Annotated in this window: 16 protein-coding genes; 2 read left to right on the plus strand and 14 right to left on the minus strand. The window is 44.8% G+C overall.

The window, feature by feature from the left end:
- Positions 1-25: 25 nt before the first annotated feature.
- The 4 genes from ED312_RS06275 to ED312_RS06290 all read right to left on the minus strand — a co-directional run bounded on the left by ED312_RS06275 (position 26) and on the right by ED312_RS06290 (position 7,862).
- On the minus strand, positions 26-1,348 hold the full coding sequence (locus ED312_RS06275; protein WP_123215148.1) for a Gfo/Idh/MocA family protein: 1,323 nt from the start codon (positions 1,346-1,348) through the stop codon (positions 26-28).
- Positions 1,349-1,402: 54 nt separating this feature from the next.
- Positions 1,403-2,410, minus strand: a complete 1,008-nt coding sequence (locus tag ED312_RS06280) for a formylglycine-generating enzyme family protein (RefSeq protein ID WP_123215149.1) — start codon at positions 2,408-2,410, stop codon at positions 1,403-1,405.
- 157 nt (positions 2,411-2,567) lie between these two features.
- Positions 2,568-4,574, minus strand: a complete 2,007-nt coding sequence (gene uvrB / locus ED312_RS06285; RefSeq protein ID WP_123215150.1) for an excinuclease ABC subunit UvrB — start codon at positions 4,572-4,574, stop codon at positions 2,568-2,570.
- A gap of 417 nt (positions 4,575-4,991) precedes the next feature.
- Positions 4,992-7,862, minus strand: a complete 2,871-nt coding sequence (locus ED312_RS06290) for a TonB-dependent receptor (protein ID WP_123215151.1) — start codon at positions 7,860-7,862, stop codon at positions 4,992-4,994.
- Positions 7,863-8,211: 349 nt separating this feature from the next.
- Here ED312_RS06290 and ED312_RS06295 point away from each other — a divergent pair, with 349 nt between their 5' ends.
- Entirely contained in the window at positions 8,212-10,023 is a 1,812-nt protein-coding gene (locus ED312_RS06295) for a hypothetical protein (RefSeq protein ID WP_123215152.1), read from the plus strand.
- A gap of 76 nt (positions 10,024-10,099) precedes the next feature.
- On the opposite strand, the gene ED312_RS06300 is transcribed toward ED312_RS06295, so the two are convergent.
- The 4 genes from ED312_RS06300 to ED312_RS06315 form a co-directional block, all read right to left on the minus strand.
- The gene (locus ED312_RS06300; protein WP_123215153.1) at positions 10,100-11,359 is read right to left on the minus strand and encodes a TraB/GumN family protein; all 1,260 of its coding nucleotides are present in this window, start codon (positions 11,357-11,359) and stop codon (positions 10,100-10,102) included.
- Positions 11,360-11,422: 63 nt separating this feature from the next.
- A complete protein-coding gene (locus tag ED312_RS06305; protein ID WP_123215154.1) occupies positions 11,423-11,899 on the minus strand; it encodes a nucleoside deaminase in 477 nt (158 codons plus the stop codon).
- Positions 11,900-12,024: 125 nt separating this feature from the next.
- Positions 12,025-12,576 (minus strand): DUF4251 domain-containing protein, encoded by a 552-nt coding sequence (locus ED312_RS06310; protein ID WP_123215155.1) that lies wholly within the window; start codon positions 12,574-12,576, stop codon positions 12,025-12,027.
- A 151-nt stretch (positions 12,577-12,727) separates the two neighbouring features.
- Positions 12,728-14,758: a GxGYxYP domain-containing protein gene (locus ED312_RS06315; protein WP_123215156.1), complete on the minus strand. Its 2,031-nt coding sequence runs from the start codon at positions 14,756-14,758 to the stop codon at positions 12,728-12,730.
- Positions 14,759-15,002: 244 nt separating this feature from the next.
- Between ED312_RS06315 and ED312_RS06320 the strand changes: the two genes are divergently transcribed.
- On the plus strand, positions 15,003-15,584 hold the full coding sequence (locus ED312_RS06320; protein WP_206363209.1) for a YdeI/OmpD-associated family protein: 582 nt from the start codon (positions 15,003-15,005) through the stop codon (positions 15,582-15,584).
- Between the two features lie 299 nt (positions 15,585-15,883).
- Here ED312_RS06320 and ED312_RS06325 read toward each other — a convergent pair whose 3' ends face one another.
- The 6 genes from ED312_RS06325 to ED312_RS06355 form a co-directional block, all read right to left on the minus strand.
- A complete protein-coding gene (locus ED312_RS06325; protein ID WP_123215157.1) occupies positions 15,884-16,387 on the minus strand; it encodes a dihydrofolate reductase family protein in 504 nt (167 codons plus the stop codon).
- Positions 16,388-16,781: 394 nt separating this feature from the next.
- Entirely contained in the window at positions 16,782-17,045 is a 264-nt protein-coding gene (locus tag ED312_RS06330; RefSeq protein ID WP_123215158.1) for a hypothetical protein, read from the minus strand.
- Between the two features lie 591 nt (positions 17,046-17,636).
- Complete coding sequence (locus ED312_RS06340) at positions 17,637-17,987, minus strand: DUF2200 domain-containing protein (RefSeq protein ID WP_123215177.1); 351 nt, start codon at positions 17,985-17,987, stop codon at positions 17,637-17,639.
- 100 nt (positions 17,988-18,087) lie between these two features.
- Positions 18,088-18,489: a VOC family protein gene (locus ED312_RS06345; RefSeq protein WP_123215160.1), complete on the minus strand. Its 402-nt coding sequence runs from the start codon at positions 18,487-18,489 to the stop codon at positions 18,088-18,090.
- A gap of 277 nt (positions 18,490-18,766) precedes the next feature.
- Positions 18,767-19,237 carry a DUF1097 domain-containing protein gene (locus ED312_RS06350; RefSeq protein WP_123215161.1) on the minus strand — a complete coding sequence of 157 codons (471 nt, stop codon included), beginning with the start codon at positions 19,235-19,237 and terminating at the stop codon, positions 18,767-18,769.
- A gap of 27 nt (positions 19,238-19,264) precedes the next feature.
- Positions 19,265-19,933, minus strand: coding sequence for an NAD(P)H-dependent oxidoreductase (locus ED312_RS06355; protein WP_123215162.1), 669 nt, complete (start codon positions 19,931-19,933; stop codon positions 19,265-19,267).
- Positions 19,934-19,987: the final 54 nt, after the last annotated feature.

Here is a 19,987-nt window from a genome sequence, read left to right on the forward strand (position 1 = left end):
CGGCAGCAATTATCTTGTTTTTCTGTTATATGACTTTGGTTTTACCGGGAATGGCATGTGGATAATACCCGTCGTCCCCGGGCAGTACTTTGGGACTGGCATTCCAGTCCAGCTGTTCCGGCATTAAGCTTACTTCGGAATTTAGCGCGTCATCCCAGTTAATGATCTTACCGGAGTAGGTGGCATACCTTCCCATAATAGCGGTCATGGTACTTTTTGCAGCATTTTCCGCATCGGCGAATTTATATTCGCCTTTCACAATAGCAGCAAAGAGTTCGTCGTGTTCCTTCTGGTAAGGGTTCGGGTTGTTTTCCCCGTTGTGTTTATACAATTCATTCCCTTTGGCATCCCAGATAACCCCGTGGTTTCCCGCATGCATAAACGTACGTCCTTTGGTGCCCTGGAAACCCTCGTCCACACGGTTATGTGCCCCTGGAAAATGTCTGCATTCGCTGTGTATTACGGTACCGTCGTCATAAGTGAACAACACGATATGATGATCATAAATTTCCCCGTTATCTTTTCCTGTCCGTACGAGACGTCCGCCCGTACCTTCGGCTTTCACCGGATAGCTGCCTTTTACCCAGTTGGCCACATCAATGTTGTGTACGTGTTGTTCCACAATATGGTCGCCGCATAACCAGTTAAAGTAATACCAGTTACGCATCTGATATTCCATTTCGGTCTGCCCGGGTTGTCTCTCGCGTACCCATACGCCGCCTCCGTTCCAGAATACCTGGCCACCTACGATATCACCTATGGCGCCATCGTGTATCCTTTTTACGGTTTCGATATAATTGTCCTGGTATCTTCGCTGTAAACCGACAACCACATTTAGTTTTTTTGCCTTGGCTTTTTCCGCAACTTCGAGCACCTTACGGATGCCTATGGCATCTGTGGCCACGGGTTTTTCCATGAATACCTGTTTGTCCCGGGCAATGGCTTCTTCGAAGTGGTAAGGACGGAAGCCCGGGGGAGTGGCAATGATAACTACGTCAGCCTCTTTAATGGCTTTCTTGTATGCGTCGAAACCTACGAATCTTCTTTCTTCCGGAACATCCACCTTTTCTTTCCCGAATTTTTTCAGGATTTTCGAGTAACTGTCTTCTAGCTGATCTTTAAAGGCATCGGCCATGGCAACGAGTTTGAGGTTATGACCGGTTTCAAAAGCCTGAAAAGTGGCCCCTGTACCTCGTCCTCCGCAACCTATAAGTGCTATTTTTATAACATCACTACCGGCAGCATATGCCCCGGGAATGTTGAGCGGATTTAACATTGTGGCCCCGGCAGTGGCCAGAGCAGTAGTTTTCATAAAATCCCTGCGACTATTTGTGTTGGATGGTTTCATAGGAAAGGTATATTATAGTTTAACGGTTAAAATAAGGTTGAAATTCAGAACTTATCAATAATCCTCAATGGGTTCCCGGTTATAATAGGCCAGGATCTTATCTTCGGAAGGCGGATTTAAAGGACGTACTACACGAATCCCCAGAAAGGGGGCTTCCGGAAACCACCAGTTACTTTTCGGCATCTGCGGATCTATTTGTTTCCACGAAGAGGTAGAAGCAAAACGCCTGGCCGATCTGAGGTCTTCGGCACTGCTTTTATAACTGCCGCCCCGTATGGAACGGGGATAGAGCTCGGTGGCTTCGACAATGGGGTTATCTGCGGTTTTTCCTGCGAGTTCCCGGTAACTGTCCTTCGCATACTGATCAGCCGTCCACTCCATTACATTACCGAGAATATCGTATAATCCCCAGGGGTTAGGCTTCTTTTGCCCTATAGGATGGGTTTTATCTTCGCTGTTGCCCGCATACCAGGCATAGGTATCCAGTTCTGCCGGGGAATCACCGAAAAAGTAAACAGAAGAGACCCCGGCACGGCAGGCATATTCCCATTCTGCTTCCGTAGGTAAACGATAGAACACTCCTGTTTTTGCATACAGCCATTTACAAAACTGGATGGCATTGTATTGTGTCATCCCTATGGCGGGCATATTCTCCTTTCCCATGCCAAAGGTCATGTCCAGGTATGGGGTAGTGGGGCGGGACACAGCATCTACTTCTTCCGATAACGGACGGTCGCTCATGGTTTGTTCGTAGTCCCTGTTCAGGAACATTTCGTAAATGTCCCAGGTAATTTCATGGGTCCCCATCCAGAAAGGGGCTATCTTCACTTCATGCAGGGGAACTTCGTCTTCCCGGTGTGCGGCATCACTTTCGGGGCTTCCCATATGGAAAGTTCCTCCCGCTATGGGGGTCATGTCAAAAGAAACGGAAGTGCCGGGAATGTTTTGGGTATAAGCGGCAAATTTGTCTTTCCTGGATTGTGCAGTCCATGATGTTATCGTGAACATTATTGCCGGGACCCCTATAAAAAACAGAGAGGTATAGATTCGGTTACGAAGCATTTTTCGGGTTCAGATTGATTATAATTATTTGAAAGTTTCCCGAATATTATATAATTATTCTTTCTTTTTTAAGGAATTAACATTATTTAACAAAATGGCAGGTTCTGTTATAAAAACAGCTTTTCTCCTGTTCTGTTCTCGAACGGGGTACGGGCGATTAAAGCGTTTTCACCTTGTCCTGAAGCATTTTTATTTCATCCCTCAGCTTTGCAGCCTGGAGGAAATCCAGGTCTTTGGCAGCTTTTTCCATGGCTTTCCTTTTTTCGCGGATTATTTTTTCCACCTGGTCTTTGGATGCATATTCCAGTTGTGGCTCTGCCGCGGATGCCAGACCTCTTTCGGTATTGTTGTAATATACTTCGGAAACCGGGCTTTGGCTCAGGCTGTTGTCTATCCTTTTGTTCAGGGCTTTCGGGGTGATGTTATTGATTGTGTTGAACTCTGTCTGTTTTTCCCTGCGATAGTTGGTCTCATCTATCGTCCTTTGCATGCTGTCCGTTACCTTATCGGCATACATAATGGCTTTCCCGTTGAGGTTTCTTGCCGCCCGTCCCACGGTCTGGGTCAGGGAGCGGGCACTCCGGAGGAAACCTTCTTTGTCGGCGTCCAGGATCGCTACAAGAGATACTTCGGGCAGGTCCAGCCCTTCCCGGAGGAGGTTTACACCTATGAGCACGTCAAACAGTCCTTTTCTCAGGTCCTGCATAATTTCCACACGCTCCAGTGTGTCAACATCACTGTGTATGTAGCGGCAGCGTACCCGTATTCTTGTCAGGTATTTGGAGAGCTCTTCTGCCATACGTTTGGTAAGGGTGGTGACCAGCACGCGTTCGTCTTTTTCCACCCGCATCTGTATTTCCTCCACCAGATCGTCGATCTGGTTCTGGCTCGGTCGTACCTCGATCACCGGGTCGAGGAGGCCTGTGGGGCGGATTACCTGTTCCACATATACGCCACCGGCCTTCTGAAGCTCATAATCAGCCGGGGTGGCACTCACGTAAATCACCTGGTTCTGCAAAGCTTCGAACTCCTCAAATTTCAGCGGACGGTTATCCATCGCTGCGGGCAGGCGGAAGCCGTATTCCACCAGGTTTTCTTTGCGCGAACGGTCTCCTCCGTACATAGCGTGTACCTGGGGGATGGTTACGTGGCTTTCGTCCACGACCATCAGGTAATCCTCCGGGAAATAATCCAGAAGGCAGAAAGGGCGGGTTCCCGCTTCGCGGCCGTCAAGGTAACGGGAATAGTTTTCAATACCGGAACAGTACCCCAGTTCCCGGATCATTTCCAGGTCAAAGTTGGTGCGCTCTTCCAGGCGTTTTGCTTCCAGTTGTTTGCCGGCTTCATTGAAATAGGCAACCTGTTTTACGAGGTCGTCCTGGATCTGTTTAATGGCATTTTGCAGGACGTCCGGAGAAGTGACAAATATATTGGCGGGATAAATATTCAGTTTTTCGTACTTTTCGATTATCCGGTTTGTCTGCGGGTCAAAGGCTTCGATATCTTCTATTTCATCGCCGAAAAAGTGAATGCGGAAAGCATTGTCCGCATATCCGGGAAATATGTCTACCGTATCGCCTTTGATACGGAACGTACCGCGGGTAAATTCTCCCGTAGTACGCGAATACAGGCTCTGTACGAGTTGATGTAAAAATCTGGTCCGGGATATGACCTGGTCGCGTTCTATGGGAATCACGTTCTTCTGAAATTCAACGGGGTTTCCGATACCGTATAAACAGGATACGGAGGCGACTACCAGGACATCCCTTCTCCCGGAAAGCAGGGAAGAAGTGGTGCTTAACCGTAATTTCTCTATTTCGTCATTAATGGAAAGATCCTTTTCAATATAGGTGCCGGTAACGGGAATATAAGCTTCCGGCTGATAATAATCGTAATAGGAAACAAAATATTCCACGGCATTTTCCGGGAAAAACTGTTTGAATTCCGAATACAATTGTGCCGCCAGGGTTTTGTTATGGGCGAGAACAAGAGTAGGGCGTTGTACTTCCTGGATTACATTGGCGACCGTAAAGGTTTTTCCCGATCCGGTAACTCCCAGTAACGTTTGGTACCTCTCTTCACCGATAATCCCCGAAACCAACTGTCTTATGGCTTCCGGCTGGTCTCCCGTAGGACTGAATTCTGATTTTACTTGGAATTTCATAGGGTAAAGATACAAACAAAGTCCGAAGTTTAAACCTGGTATCCCGAAGATGAAAAGGGGAAAAAATCCGGGGTGGAGGCACCGGGAGTTCTTTGGGTTATGAGGTGTGGGCTCCGGATCGGGTGAGTATAGCCTATAACCTGTAACTTTCTTGCTCCCCCCCCAAAAAAAACTCCCACCGAGGTGGAAGTTTGGGGCTAAATCAAACACAATCTCAAAAATGAGAACTTTGAAAAAAATAGAATATATAGTTTGTTATCAATGAAACAAATTTCTCTATATTCTGTAACAGTAACGCACTTTATTCCGCTATATTTTGTAAAGGGGCAAAAAAAGTTTTTTTAAACTATCTATGAAGGTAAAAAAGCAGGTTGAATTTTGATTATCATCATGCAACCTGCTCTTTTATCTGCTTTTTTATTTCAGTACAAAACTGATTCTTGCAAACAGGAAGCGCCCGCCTATACCAAATTGCTGTGCCCTTCTGGACCAGTCAAAACGTCCGCTGCTCCTGTTGGCCTCTATGGCCCTGTCCGGATAGATATCGAACAGGTTATTGGCTCCCAGGGTAAGGGTGAGTTCTTCCGTAAATTTATATCCTACGGAAAGATCAGTTACCAGTTTGGTGCCGAATTCCTGCTGGTTTTCAATAATATTAGTGGCTTCTGTCACCTTTCCGAAGAAAACATTTCTCAGGAATATATTGAATTTGTCGGCGGAGAGGCTATTGGTGAGGTTGATCTTTGTTCTCGGTACGGCTTCTTCGAGATAGACACGGCTTTCTTCCGGGAAATAAGTTTCCACGAGTCCGGCTTGTTCCAGTACGGGAGAAGCTTTGATATTGCCAACTCTCCTGGTTTGGGAGAAGGTAGCGGAAAGGTCATTTTTCAGTTGCAGGTTTTCACCCAAAAAGGCTTTATGTGTAATAACCATATCCAGTCCTTTGGACTCCGTATCTATGGCATTGGCAAAAAATGCGGCACGGGAGGCATTGGCCTGGCTGAAGAGCAGTTGCAGCTCTTCGTTATCACCGGGGACAAACTGGCCGGTATATACAATGCGATCGTCTATAGCTACGAAATACCCGTCTACGGTAATGCTTATATTGGCATCGGGAAGTTTTGCGGTAAAGCCTACGCTAACACTTTTCGATGTCTCTTCCTTGAGATTGGGAATACCCAGCAATTTGGCTACGCGGCTGTCATTGGAAAAGGTACCCACTTCCTGCGGGTTCCCCTGGTTATCAAATACGGTGGAAGTAGAATTAAAATACAACTGGTGCAGGGAAGGTGCGCGGAAGCCGGTATTAAGTGCGGCACGTAGGTTGAGGTTTTCCGCAGCTTTTACCCGTGTGGCAACTTTAAAATTGATGGTCGATCCGAAATCCGAATAATTCTCAAACCTGGTGGCAAAGCTTGCCAGGAACCTTTCGGTAAAATCGGCCTCCACATCAAAATACCCTGCTATACTGGTACGGTCGCGGGACAAGGCGTTGGCTTCCGTGAAACCGGGAAATACCTGGGAACCTCCCGGCCTTGGCGCGCCGAAAAAGTCTGTTCTGGGAGTCTGTGAGTCCGTAGTGATGGGAATACCATTTACGTCGTACTGGGCATATGAAGCCAGTTCCCCTTCGATGATCTCGTAGTTTTCAAACCGGTGTTCCGCTCCGAAAGCTACGTTGACCCCTGCAAAAACATCTTCGAAGAAGCGGTTTATGTCCAGGTTGGTGGTGTTTTGTGTGAAGGCAAACCCCCCGGCATCAAAACGGGTAGGGGATGCATTCAGCATGGAAGCGTTGGAAGTGTTGGAGATTTCATAGTCAAAGGAGTTTTTTCCGTAAGTGTTGCTGAAATCCACATTCCATTCTCCTATTTTTCCTTTGATCCCTGCGGAGAGTGAACGGTCTTTGATCTTGGAATTGATCTCCGGCAGAAAACCATTCATATATGCGGGGGTATAGGTCCGCGCTTCATTAGGCATACGGTAGAACCCGGCAGAATTCCCGGTCCTTGAGCTGATTCCCGCAAAGGAGTAAAGCTCCGTACCGTTATCGTCCAGCGGAAGGGAGAAATTCGCCATAAACCTTCCGCCCCGTAAAGCGGATTGTCCTACACGCATATTAAAATCCGTACGCTCCATGCCTCTCGCGGCAAGTTCCTGATCGGTGACATCTGCATCCAGAATATCCTGCAAGTCTTCTATGCTATTGGCGGAGGCTATTTGTCCCTGTAGTTCCGAAGAAAAATAGGGGACTTGTGCTCCGTATTGTTTTATGGCATCAACATCGGTAAAGAGGTTACTAATGTCATAGTTGTTGGCATTTGCCACATTTTCTATGGCATTGTATGCATTAAAAATAGGGCCTTCCCATTCTTTCATCCGGTTGTAATCATCGCGGTAATCAAAGTCCCCGGTAAAGTTTAGATAACCTCCTTTGTCTCCCAAAGGCAGCCCGTAATTGGCGCTTATGTTGGTTGTTGCCCCGTCCACACCCCCGGTCTGCTCTTCGGCATTCTTGGAGAAGTTGGCCCCGGTTGTTGCGATGACGGTAAGTTCGTTTACACTTTTCTTCAATACGATGTTGATCACCCCGGCAATGGCATCGGAGCCGTATTGTGCGGCGGCACCGTCACGCAGGACTTCAATACGTTCAATGGCAGCGGCCGGAATAGCATTGAGATCGGTCCCTACATTCCCCCTTCCGAAAGTACCATTTATGTTGATGAGGGAAGAGGTGTGCCTTCTTTTACCATTGATGAGAACCAGAACCTGGTCGGGGCCGAGTCCCCGGAGCGAAGCGGGATCTACGTGATCCGTGCCATCGGATATGGTCTGGGTATTGGAAGAAAAGGAAGGGGCAACATAATTAAGGATCTGGTTGAGGTTTACCTGTGGCCCCTGTGAGGTCAGCTCGCTTACATCGATAACGTCTACCGGGACTGCGGTTTCCGTAGCTGTCCTTGCCGGGTTCCTCGAACCTACGACAACCACGTTTTCCAGGGCCACTCCCGATTCCAGTTGAACATCCAGGTCGGAAGAACTTACGGTGATTTGCTTGCTTTCAAAACCGACATAAGAAAATATAAGAACATCCCCGGCAGATGCATCTATAGCATAATTTCCGTCAAAATCCGTTGTTGTTCCGCGGGTTGTGCCTTTAACAGCAACCGATACACCTATGAGTGGTTCCCCGGAATCATCGGTCACGGTCCCGGTTACCGTCATATCCTGGGCGAAACCATGTGTAAAGCATGAAAAAAGACTTAAAATAAGTAGGATTTTCTTCATAAGTAAAAAATTTAGTGTTAGTATTATCAAAAATATGTTAAATAATTGTAATAAAATACTTTTTGAAATCTAAAATATAATCTTCTTTTCTGTGTACGTAGTTCATGTGAGAGATGTGTATTTTACACGCCAGATATTAAAGGATCTTTATTTCAACTCAAATTATCCGGGGATTTCCGAAGGTTGTCATGAATACGGAGCTTTGGTTTTTTTATATTTTTATGGAGTGGCGCCGGGGCCCATATTTTTCTTTCGATATCTATTAGTGATACATGACAAATATCATTTTCCATCCGCATGAACCGGCGGACCTTTACCGCTTATTTTTTATTAAAAAAGCAAAATAAGGATGAACGACCCAAGATTGCATACCTTTCATATTCCTGTTATGGGACTGGCATTTACCATAGATACACCTGTTCGTGTAGCGCAATACGGAATAGACTCCGTGATATCTATCATGGATGATGAACTCGCAGAGCGTATGAATGCCTTTTACAGTAAGAAGTTTAACTTTCCTTACCGGGAAACGACCAAAAAGGTACTGGATTACCGGGCAAAGCGGATTACCGCTTACCTGAACCTCGTGGAAAACATAGTGCAACAAAAATTCAAAGCATTTAAAGAGGAACTGGCCGCAAGCAGTTCCGTACGGGACTATTTTTACAGTCTTTTACCGGATGGAAACAGTGTAAAAAAGAAACTTCAGGAATTAACGGAAGGTGGTATAACCTTACCGGAAAGCATTGCGGAATACCTGGACAAAATACTGTATCCCGGGGCCATAGATGTCAATATCATGACCAAGGTGGATAAAGAGAATTTCAATAAAGGAGAAGCACTGCCGGTTGAATTCAATGATGCCCATGCGGCACTTCGTGGTTTTGCGCAGAGTAAGCTGGATTCCTCCCTGGTCCTTTCTGCCGGGATGAACCCACGCTTGTATTCCTATATAGAGAATTTCGAAGATTTCTTTCCGGATACGGATGGGAGAATGAAAAAGAAAATTGTCTTAAAGGTCAGCGATTTCCGGTCGGCACAGATACAGGGCCGTTTCCTGGCACAGAAAGGACTATGGGTATCGGAATTCCGGATAGAGTCCGGCCTCAATTGCGGAGGGCATGCCTTTGCCAGTGACGGCTATTTGCTGGGGCCTATCCTGGAAGAGTTCCGGGAGAAGAAATCACAACTGGAAACCTCGGCATATGAAATGGTTTGTACGGTCCTGGAAAGAAAGGGTAAAATAGTCCCTACAGTACAACCGGAATTAAAGATCACTGTACAGGGAGGGGTAGGGACTGCTGCGGAGCATCAATTCCTGATGGACCATTACCAGGTGGATAGTGTAGGGTGGGGGTCCCCCTTTTTATTGGTAGAAGAGGCTACGGCTTTAGATACGGAAACCCGGGACCTGCTGTCCAATGCCGGGGAAGAAGACCTTTACCTTAGCGGAATTTCTCCTCTTGGCGTTCCGTTCCACACGGTGAGAAACACCACCAATCAAAAGCTACGGGATTCCCGTATTGCCAAAAACAGGCCAGGGAGTTCCTGCCCGAAAAAATATCTTGCCCTGCACACTTTTAACGGCGAAAAGCAAATTTGTACTGCATCCCGTAAATATCAGGAGGCGCAATTGAAAACCCTTGACAGGGAAGTCCTTTCTGCGGAAGTTTACCGGGCAGAAAAGGATCGTATAACGGAAAAATCCTGTTTGTGTGTCGGCCTGGCCAATGCTGCTTACCTGGAGAATGACCTTCCGGTAAAAGGGGAAGCACAGGGTGTGGTTATTTGCCCCGGACCGAATATCGCGTATTTTAACAAGCGCGCAACCCTGCAGGAAATGGTAGGTCATATTTATGGAAAAGAGAACCTCCTGGCTACGGAAAACCGCCCGCATATGTTTATTAAGGAATTGAGATTATACCTGGAGGCCTATGAGAATGAGGTAAAAGAGGCCGGGGAGCATCCGTCTGTCCAGGCGGATAAAAAGGTGAAACGCTTTAAGGACAATCTTTCGGAAGGGATTACTTATTATGAAAAGCTTTTTTCCGCAATGGATATCCCGGAAGGGGATAAGACCGCAATACAGAAAAGCCTTGCGGATGCCAGGGTGAAAATGAAGGAAACGGAAGAAATTTTACTGTCCGGAATACAGTTGTAATATATTTTCCTGAGGGGATGCACGGCCGTGCATCCTTTTAAGGTAAAAGTTTTAATAGCAATTTTCCATGAATCATTTATTCCATTTCAAAAATAGGGATACTTTCCGGGGAGTCGGAAATTAAAACAGCATAATCCAGGAAATCTGTAGTGGCCATTCCTTTTACATGTTCTCCGTTCGATTCTTTACCAGGCATGATAACCTCTATCAGGTCCGGTTCGGGATTAGTATAGGGAGAGTCGTTTTTATTCAGGCGGAAGAGGGTTTTATCGGATATTTTGGTGTCTTTTAAGTTTTGGATTCCCCGGAAATACTCTTTTTCATAATCACCGATACCCATACCTTCTTCTACAGTATAACCTGTGTAATTGCCATTATCATCATATACCTCGTCCCATATGACTTTGCTATTTGTGAGGTAGCCTATGACGGATATGACCGCTTCTTTGGCATATGTGTTATTTTCCAGGAGCCGGGTAAAAAAGTAGGGATAGCCTTTTTTGCCTTCCCTGGATTTTTGCAGGTGAGAGAAGCCTATCCGCATAAATTGCGGATGGTGTTTAAAATCATAAATGCTGTCCAGGCTTACATAGTTGCTATATAAAAGTTGCTCTCTTTCTTCCTCCAGGAGCCCGAAAACTACCTTTAGATTTCTTATAATATGTTCAAATTCTGCAATATTTGTAATATGATTCTGATACAGGGTTTTGTTATCCTCATAATGTCTAATCAGGTTTTTGAGTTGGGAACTAGCATAACGGGAGTTTTTACCGTGATAAGTGACTGTATCCGTTTTGATCATATTGCGGATTTCTGATATCGGTGCTAACGTGTTTCCGGAATTATTGACGAGTTCCGAAATGTGCATGGAAACGTATTTAAGATTATTTATAATATCTACACCAATTACCCGGAGTTTGGCACTATCAGGCAGACGGTCGTTTATTTCTTTCAGTTGCTTCCATTTTTGATAAACCTGGATCGTTCTCTCCTGGTTTACGGAGATCCCGTAATAAGTTACGAGGTCCCTCAATAATAAGGTGTCTCCCTTTTCCAGGAATTCGTTGAAATAATATGCCGTACTGAAGTCGGTTTCCGGGAGATAGTATTTTACCGTACTGCTTTTGGTCAAGGATTTTAGTAAGGCAATCTCTACATCTTCGGTTTTGGCACTGCCGTGATAGGCGCCGAAACCAAGAATGCTGAAATCCTTCTGAGGGAAATCAAAGTTCCCGTCGTTCAGGTCATAGCGATTATTCTCCAGGTATTCGGTCTTGGATTGTGAGTAGCATTGTAAGCCGCATAAGGTCAATAGTATGATAAAAATATATTTCATTACCCGTGGATTATAAATATTGAGATCAGAATGATCGCGGTTTTGGTTTCGGGATGGTGTCCTTTAATAATCGACCTTATTCTCCTTACTGCTCCAAGCTTCAAAAACCGGCAGGGCTTCGTTTCGGATAATGTTTTCAAAGATTATCCGGCGCAATTCCAGGGGTTTGTCCAGTTCGTCGTAGATGTACTGATCGTCAAAACCTATCCCGGCGGCATCTTCCCGGGTGAGTGCGTAATATACTTTTTTCGGCCTTGCCCAATAGATGGCGCCGAGGCACATGGGACAGGGCTCACAGGAAGTATATATGACACAGTCTTCCAGCTGGAAAGACTTCAGTTTTTCACATGCCTTACGGATTGCGGTTACTTCGGCATGCGCGGTCGGATCGTTGTGTGAAGTTACCTGGTTATATCCTTCGGCTATAATCCGGCCATCCTTTACTATTACGGCACCGAACGGGCCCCCTGCATTAGCATCCATACCTTTCCTGGCCAGGGCAATGGCCCTCCGCATGAATTTTTTATCTTCTTCTGTCATTATGATATCCGTTATTCCTATCCGTAAAAGTATGAATTTCCGGGCAGCACGGGAAAATTTCAGATCATAAAAAGTCCGTAATTTGGCAAATGCCGGGGAGTTAATGTTGAGATAAAGGCACGGGATTACTCTTCCGGGAGCGGAGCTATAATACCTTCGTATCGTATGGGGTTCCTTTGCGTGCTGTTTATCATGAGATTGGTTTTTCTGTTCGCATAGATCTCTAAAATGACATTAAAAGATTCACTGTTCTTATTGGCCTTGAACCTTATCCGGTAGCGTTCTTTAGCTTTTATGTATTCCATTTTCATATCGGCAGCTTCCTGGTCAAACTGTATGGCTTCTCCATCCATATTATAACCGCCCCCCATCTGCCTTTCGCCGAAGTAGGGTAAATAGGCTTTTACCGAATCTCCTTTGATATCGAGGTAACTGGGGTTTCCCATCAGATTGATTCGCTGTATGTTATTTTGTGGCCCCAGCAGATCACTCAGGTTCATCATAGCATTGGTTACCATAGGATTGCCCCAGTTGTTCACAATCCGGAATTCCTTTTGCTGTACCAGCGAATCCAACGCCCCCATATTCTTGGGACCCGAAACAGTATTTTTGCTCCCACTGCAACTGCAGATTACGGCAAACAACAGCAGGCCTGTAAAATAATGAAGACTTTTCATATCAAAATGCTTTAATTGATATACAAGTTAAGAAATAATCCTGTATGTTGGTCAATAGCTGTGGTTTAGTGTCAAAAAAGTCCCGGTTAAGAGACTTTAAAGAACAATATATTTATGGCTGTTTTTTTCAAATTATTACCAAGGCGGCTTCTCACAACCGCTTATTCCTGTGCGTATGGCCCTTACCTTTTTTGTCTGCGGGAAGATTGTTAGCTTCGCGGATAAGCTGGAAAATATGGTCCGGGCGTACTACTTCATAGTCTTCGCTGAGGGATTCGGCTACATTCTTAAAGCTTGTGGGAGTTACATTATTCCACGGTTGTGCCTGTATGATAATAAAGCGTGGTTCGTTACCGTTCCACCCCGAAGCGGCGGTTGCAATATGGTCTTTCATGGCCTGTTCGTTGGTGCAATAGTTACAGGAAAGTGCCATTCCGGGAAGTTTGTTATCGTAGATGGTAAGCCCTCCCCCGGTATTTTGTGCCGTGAGGCCGAGTAAGGAAGGGGCCAGGGAGGCAAAGGTTTGCCCGACGTTCTGGTCAATACCTCCTGTGATGGTATTCCAGATGGTAATTACACGAAAACCTGCGCGTTGGTTATAGTCTTCGGTCTTCATAACAAACTGGTTTAACTGATTCTGGCCGGGCCAGCTGTTAGGATAAGCGTACCCGTACCCGGAAGGACCGGAGATGAGATTGTCATTATCGGTTGCACTTTCATAGTAATAGTTAAGTGCCCCCGGCATGGCATCGAGCATGGCGGGCGACAGGGTCCATCCTATGGGAACAGCACCGCGATCGGAGTTTCCCCATATTTTACGCATGAGGTGTTCTACATATTGTAGGTTATCGCCGTCACTTATAATGAAAGCCACATAGAGCTTGTTCTGTAATGCCGGTTTCGGAGGGGCGGGTTTTATGTTGATGGCCCTAGGCATACCGCTGTGTACCGTAAGGTTGGTAGCCCAGTCGCTGGCAATGGTGGCAATACCATAGGAAGAGGCCCTTTGGACGCCCGGTTCTTCTTCCGGCCACCATCCCATATAATTGGCCCCGTTCGGCATGGAGGACAGGAAGCTGTTCAGTAATTCGCTTTCCCCGCTTACCTCGGGATCGAGCCATATTACTGCCGCCCCCAATGCGGTAGCGTATTCGCGCAGTGCCGCTTTGTGAATATCGGGGTTCAGCCCTATTAACAGGCGTTGGTCCAGGTTTGGCCAATAGGTATCAAAGAGGGTTTGGTATACCTGTAACTTGCTGCTGAACTGTCCCCGGAGATCGAGCAATACCGGTAAGTTATACGGTGCGGAAGTTAATCGCGACAGTAATAAGGGGGAAGCAATAAGTGCCCCCTGGTCTTCGGCTAGCATAGTGGCCAGGTTTACGGTGTGTATCTGTGCCGGATCATAAACGATCAAACCGGATATCTCGTTACGGTATTTTGTAATCAGGTCCCATTTGTCCGCGGGTTCATTCCAGTCCAGTCCGAGGGATTCCAGCCAGGTGTATTGCCCTTCAGCAAAAGCATCGCCTTCGTAAGAGAAGATGCGGGGCCCGGTTTTGTTTACAATGCCTTTCAGCGAAGCAAAGAGGTACATTTCTGCAGAGGAGCTGTTTTGCTGAACGCCAACCCAGTCTACCTTCGTATAAGAAGTTCCGTACCAGTAGACCCGTAATTCTATGGATTGATTGTCTGCCGGAATGGTAAAGGGCAATGTAAAGTTCGTATAATTTCCGGCTACCGGGAACTGCAGGCGGGTAATGGTCTGTGATGCCAGTACCTGTCCGGTCGTAGCATTTCTGACATCAATATCCACTACCGGATCATCGTTGGCGGTATTGTTATCTACTTTCATCCGGAATTCGGCGACATTGGGCCCGGCGGGAAGAGTAGTGTTATACGGACCGTAAATCATATGCTGGTTAGCCTGGTCGATCCCTGTCTGGCAAAGCCAGCCGTCGGTTTCCAAACGGCCTGTATTGTGACTGAGTTCCGGTCCTTCGCCCTGCCAGCGCGAAGATGTTTCCCGCAGAATGATCAGGTCCTGCGTTTGTGCCGATGCGGGAAAGGAGGGAAGAAGCTGTCCGGAAGGCCATGTTACCTGTGCCATTGATGGCAGGGCGAATAACAACAACGGCAATATAACTGCCATTTTCACGGAAGGTTTGGTCGGTAGGTTCATAGGTTGAGGTTTATTATCGTTGAACTTTTATGTAGGTTTTTTCGTAAATATAAGAATTTATGATGAAAGTTTGCCGGTTACGAGGTTACCGAGTTATGGGGTATGGAATAACTCAATGTATTTTCATTGTCTGTAAATGCCCGGGATGTTTTTTGATAAATCATCCCATATGAATTCACACTCCTGACATAATGTTGTCACAACCCTGTGCTATTTTTGCTGAGAATAATTAATATTATGATATATGATTAATTCAGCTACCGAATCATTCTATCCGGCTAATGTAACGCAATGGAGGGCGTGGCTTGAGGAAAACCATAACAAGAAACAATCGGTATGGCTTATCCGCTATAAAAAGAAATCCGGCATGCCTACGATCTCCTGGAGTGACGCCGTGGATGAGGCCCTGTGTTTCGGTTGGATAGACAGTAAAGCGAAACCTATAGATGACGAGAAATACATGCAGTTTTTCAGCAGGCGAAAAGCAGTGAGTACGTGGTCCAGAATAAATAAGGAAAAAGTGGAAAAGCTTATTGCAGACGGAAGAATGACCGGGGAAGGGTTAAAGAGTATAGAAGTCGCCAAACAAAATGGCTCCTGGACCATATTGGACGATGTAGAGGCGCTTCTCATTCCCGACGATTTGGAGGAAGGCTTTAAAACCCGGCCGGGTTCGAAAGATTTCTTTTTAAGCTTGAGCAGATCTGTTCAAAAAATCATTTTACAGTGGCTTGTCTTTGCAAAACGGGAAGAGACCAGGCACAAACGTATCAGGGAAATAGTGGAAAGCGCAGGAGAAAAACTTAAACCCCGGCCATTCCGGTAGCAGTAATCCGATCAGGCATTTGTTTGCAACGAGTGCCCATTTTACCCGGCATTTGCCCTTTCCTGTGCGTTACAAACGCGCCTTACAATAGATACTCGTTGCAAACGAGCATCAGTAGGGTATACGTGTTTGCTTTTTGTGCTTTCGTGCAACGAATTGCGGCCCGCCGGGGGCTTTGAGCAATATAACTCATTTCCGTATAATATCCAATCTATAACTGTACTTAGGGAATAGGACGAAAAGGCCATTTCCTCACTCTTTATTTGCACTATAAAGATGGTAGTTGACATTTCGCCACATTATTTTTTAGTTTTATAAAAAAGCAATACAGTACCGCAGGTAAATGGTTGACACTTCTGGAGCGTTAGCGGCAAATTATCTTTTAAGGATTTGAAGATGGTCAATCCGTTGCCAACGGCAATGGGATTTACCAATAAATAAAATTCATCTATCAGTCTGTTTTGGATTAAGGACGATACAAAAGAAGAACCGCCATACACCATAATATTCTTGCCTTCTTTCTTTTTTAAAATGTTTATTTCCTCTATAATATCACCGTTTATTATGGTTGTATTGTTCCATTTATTGGTTTCCGGCTTATTCGAAAAAACAATTTTGGGTATGTCTGTCACCAGTTTTCCGAATTCATGGTCATTGTTGTTTGGGTCGTTGGCTACCCCGCCCCAATAAGTGACAATTTCATCTGCCGTATTTCGTCCAAGTAAGATGTTGTCTACATACGTAAGATTGTCAACGGAAAAGTTTTTCACTTCCTCGTCCCAATTGAAATTGGCCCCCACCATATTCGGCAGTTACAAAACCGTCTAACGAAATCTGCATTTGTAATTTTATTGTTCTCATTTTGTTAAAATTTAATGTTGTATCAAATTTACCTGCAGAATTCTTATTGTAAAATAGGCTATCATGACCTTTTAAGGGGGTATTTATGACATTTTTAATTATTTTATTGTTATGTCATGACGTAAAAAGGTCATTTCAGTGCCTTGTTCGTGATGCGCGTGGGTTTCGACTATAAGCTGAACAGGGTGGGGGCTCAAACCGGGTACTCGTGTCCACTTTGCTTAAACGAGCGTCAGTAGGGGGCATTTGTAATAGCACTATTTGCCTTGCCCTTTCCTGCGCATTACAAATGCGTTTTACAATAGATAATCGTTGCAAACGAGCACCAGCGAGGTCTTATTTTGAAAGTGTTATAAATGCAGTAGGCATCCACCATATATTCAGGCCAAAAGAAACTGTAACAATATGATAGCCTTGTGAAGATTTTTCATTAATGAATCGTTCAACATCGTTCTTCAGTTTTTGGGTAGACCACATCGTACTCATTGTGATGATTGTATAGCTTTTCATTTTTTTGATTTTATAAAAGGTAACGGTGTTATATAAAGGCTTTACCCGGTGCTCGTTTGCAACGAGTCCCCATTTTACTTTCCTGCGCATTACAAACACTTTTACGATGGACCCTGTTTCCGCTATGTTCTAACGAATATGTCGGGACACCGGTAAGGTTTTTATTCCGTTGCTCTTTTATTCTTAAAGATTAAAATGCTTAATACTGTTCCGGCTAAAAAGCCGGTAAACAAATAGTGTTCAAAATTCAGGGTATTAAAATCAACGTGTATTCGGGTACTGTTGCCGAACTCAGGTTCTGATAGGTTTTGAAATTGATTATTGATCTGGAATATCCTGAATTGCCAGAACAAAATCCCGCAACCAATAATTATTCCACACGAGATTAATCCCCGGTTTATAAAACGCAGACGGGTCGTTTTCCATATAATCAGATAGAGCAGGGGGATAACTGTAATAGATAATGCAAATATTAAACCGGATATAAAGTGGCTGCTAATATTCCCGGTCGTGATCTGAGTGTTTTCCTGATTGAGTTGGGATAGGGATATTTGCAGAAAAAAATCCCGGGATAGAAATCCGATAATGCCCGAAACTATTATGGATACCAAAAATATTATACTTTTCTTCATACGAGTTACAGTATGGGCAGGGTTGATTTGCTGTGTGTATGGTAGTTATTCATGTTCTTAAAATTTTTTCCATGGCCTTTCCCCGGGCCAGTTCGTCGATCAGTTTATCCAGATACCGGATCTTTTGCATAAGCTCATCTTCGATATCTTCCACACGATAGCCGCATATTACCCCGGTGATTTTTGAAACATTCGGATTAATTTGCGGTGCCTGTGCAAAAAAGGTTTCGAAGTCCGTCTTTTGATCGATCTTTTGCTGCAAAGATTTCTGATCGTATCCTGTGAGCCAGCAAATGATAGCATCGACCTCCTCCTTGGTACGCCCTTTCTTCTCCGCTTTTTGAATGTAATGCGGATATACGCCGGCAAATGCCATTTTAAATATCCTGGTGTTTTTCATGATGCTTGAATTCCCGTACATGTATTGTTAAAACATGGTCTTCCCGGATAATTCCGGTGTTCGTTTACAAGGGGTACCAACAGCAGTAGGAGCCCCGGGTTTATTGCAAGGGATATACAAGCTCCCACAGGTGGCCGTCAGGATCAGAAAAATACCCGATATATCCTCCGGATGCCTTATCCATTGCAACCTGGTTTGGTACGGCACCCCCATGTTTTGGCACTTTCTCCAGGATAGTATCCATGTCTTCCCTGGCCTCCATTGCACAACTGATAACCATTCCGGCATTATTGTCCGGAAACTGTGCTTTCCGTCCAATTTTTTTAGTATAACTCTCGAAGGAATCTTTTTTCATAAAAAATAAAGAGAGATTGGGAAGTTCAAGTGTAATAATCCCCTCGTCCATCTGGATATCTGAAAAACCGAGCACATTCTGATAGAATAGCAATGTTTTATCCGGATTGCGGACAGGTAAACAGACCACTGTAGTTCGTATGTTCATAAGAATTCAGTTTATACCACGGTTATAAATTCTCCCACTTTTTGGGTTTTCCGGAAAATTTCTCTTTATTAAAGAAAAATTCATATCTGGTCACGGTTAACACACAAATATACATAATTAACTGAAAACCAAATATACACCAGTGGGAGATGTCTCATTTATATCATCGGAGGCAGACTTTATTTGCAACGCGTACCCATTTTACTTTCCTGCGCATTACAAACACTTTTACGGTGGATCCCGTTTTAGATGAACACGGGGTAGAGTTTCTGAAATTTCACTGGCTTCCCGGATTTATTTGTGTGTTTAATCTGTCGTTTACCCAGCCAAAACAATAGCCGGTAGTTAAAGTCATGACAATTTTTATTACATTTTCAACATTGGGTATGGGGTCCGCACCAAACCAGACAACCATTCCCAGGAAGTAGGCCGGAAGGATATTCAGAAAAGGGAGTTTGGATAAATAGAAAACCCCGGTCAATATCGCAAAAACTGAAAGGTGGAACCCATGCGGAGATACGAGTTTATCGCCCAAAAAATTTCCGAATTTTGTAATTAAGATCGCAATTATAATCCCCAGTATCTGTTGTGCCAAAGCAGACAACGAGGATTTGATATTTTTCCCGAACAGGAAATAACTGGTCCAGGCCACAAATAATATCCAGGTTGGGAGTTGCACGGAAAAAGTAATTAACGTGGCAAGTGCAGCTAAGGTTCCGAGTATAAATGATTGGAAAAATGATTTCATGACTTTAAGTAATATCAGGCCGGTTCCTTAGTATTTGCCAACAACTATTTCTTTTTCTCTGAAGATGTTGTCAAGTCGGTTACGCCATTTTTCTAAGATTGAGTGCCTTTCCCCTTCCGATAAATGTGCTACGGAATAATTAATTTCAGGTGCAAGCACCGAAAAACCCACGCATTCCAAAATACCTCTGTTAACCGGACGAAGGATACTGTGAATGTCCCCGTGGAAACCGTCTTTTGTATACTCTTCTTCAGGACTTCCGGTTGTAACGGAGAGTAAAGCTTTTTTACCATTCATCGTTCCGTTTTTATAATACCCTCCGTTTTTGAAAAACCTTCCCGAAGCGAAAACCCGGTCTGTCCATCCCTTTAATATTGCGGGAGGTGCAAACCGCCACAGCGGGAATTGCCAAATCATCAAATCGCACCATTCAACTTTTTCCTGTTCTATATTGATTTCGTTTGTAAATCCGTTTACCTGAGATGCATGGATTTCTTCTATCTGTATTTTAAAGTAGTCGGGGTCTTTAACACTTGTAAAGTTGCTTCTGCCATAAACAGGATTAAAATCCATTTGGTACAGGTTGGTGGTTTTTACCTGATGTCCTGCGCTCTCCAGTGTTTCAACTGCTGTGTGAAACATGGCAGCATTAAAGCTTTCGGGCTCCGGATGGGCTAATAGGATTAGTATTTTCATCTGTTTATAATTTAGTTTTGTGTTCAAAATGAGCGATTTAAAAAAGTTGCAAAC

This window comes from Sinomicrobium pectinilyticum, assembly GCF_003725735.1.
In the GTDB taxonomy this organism is placed as follows: domain Bacteria; phylum Bacteroidota; class Bacteroidia; order Flavobacteriales; family Flavobacteriaceae; genus Sinomicrobium; species Sinomicrobium pectinilyticum.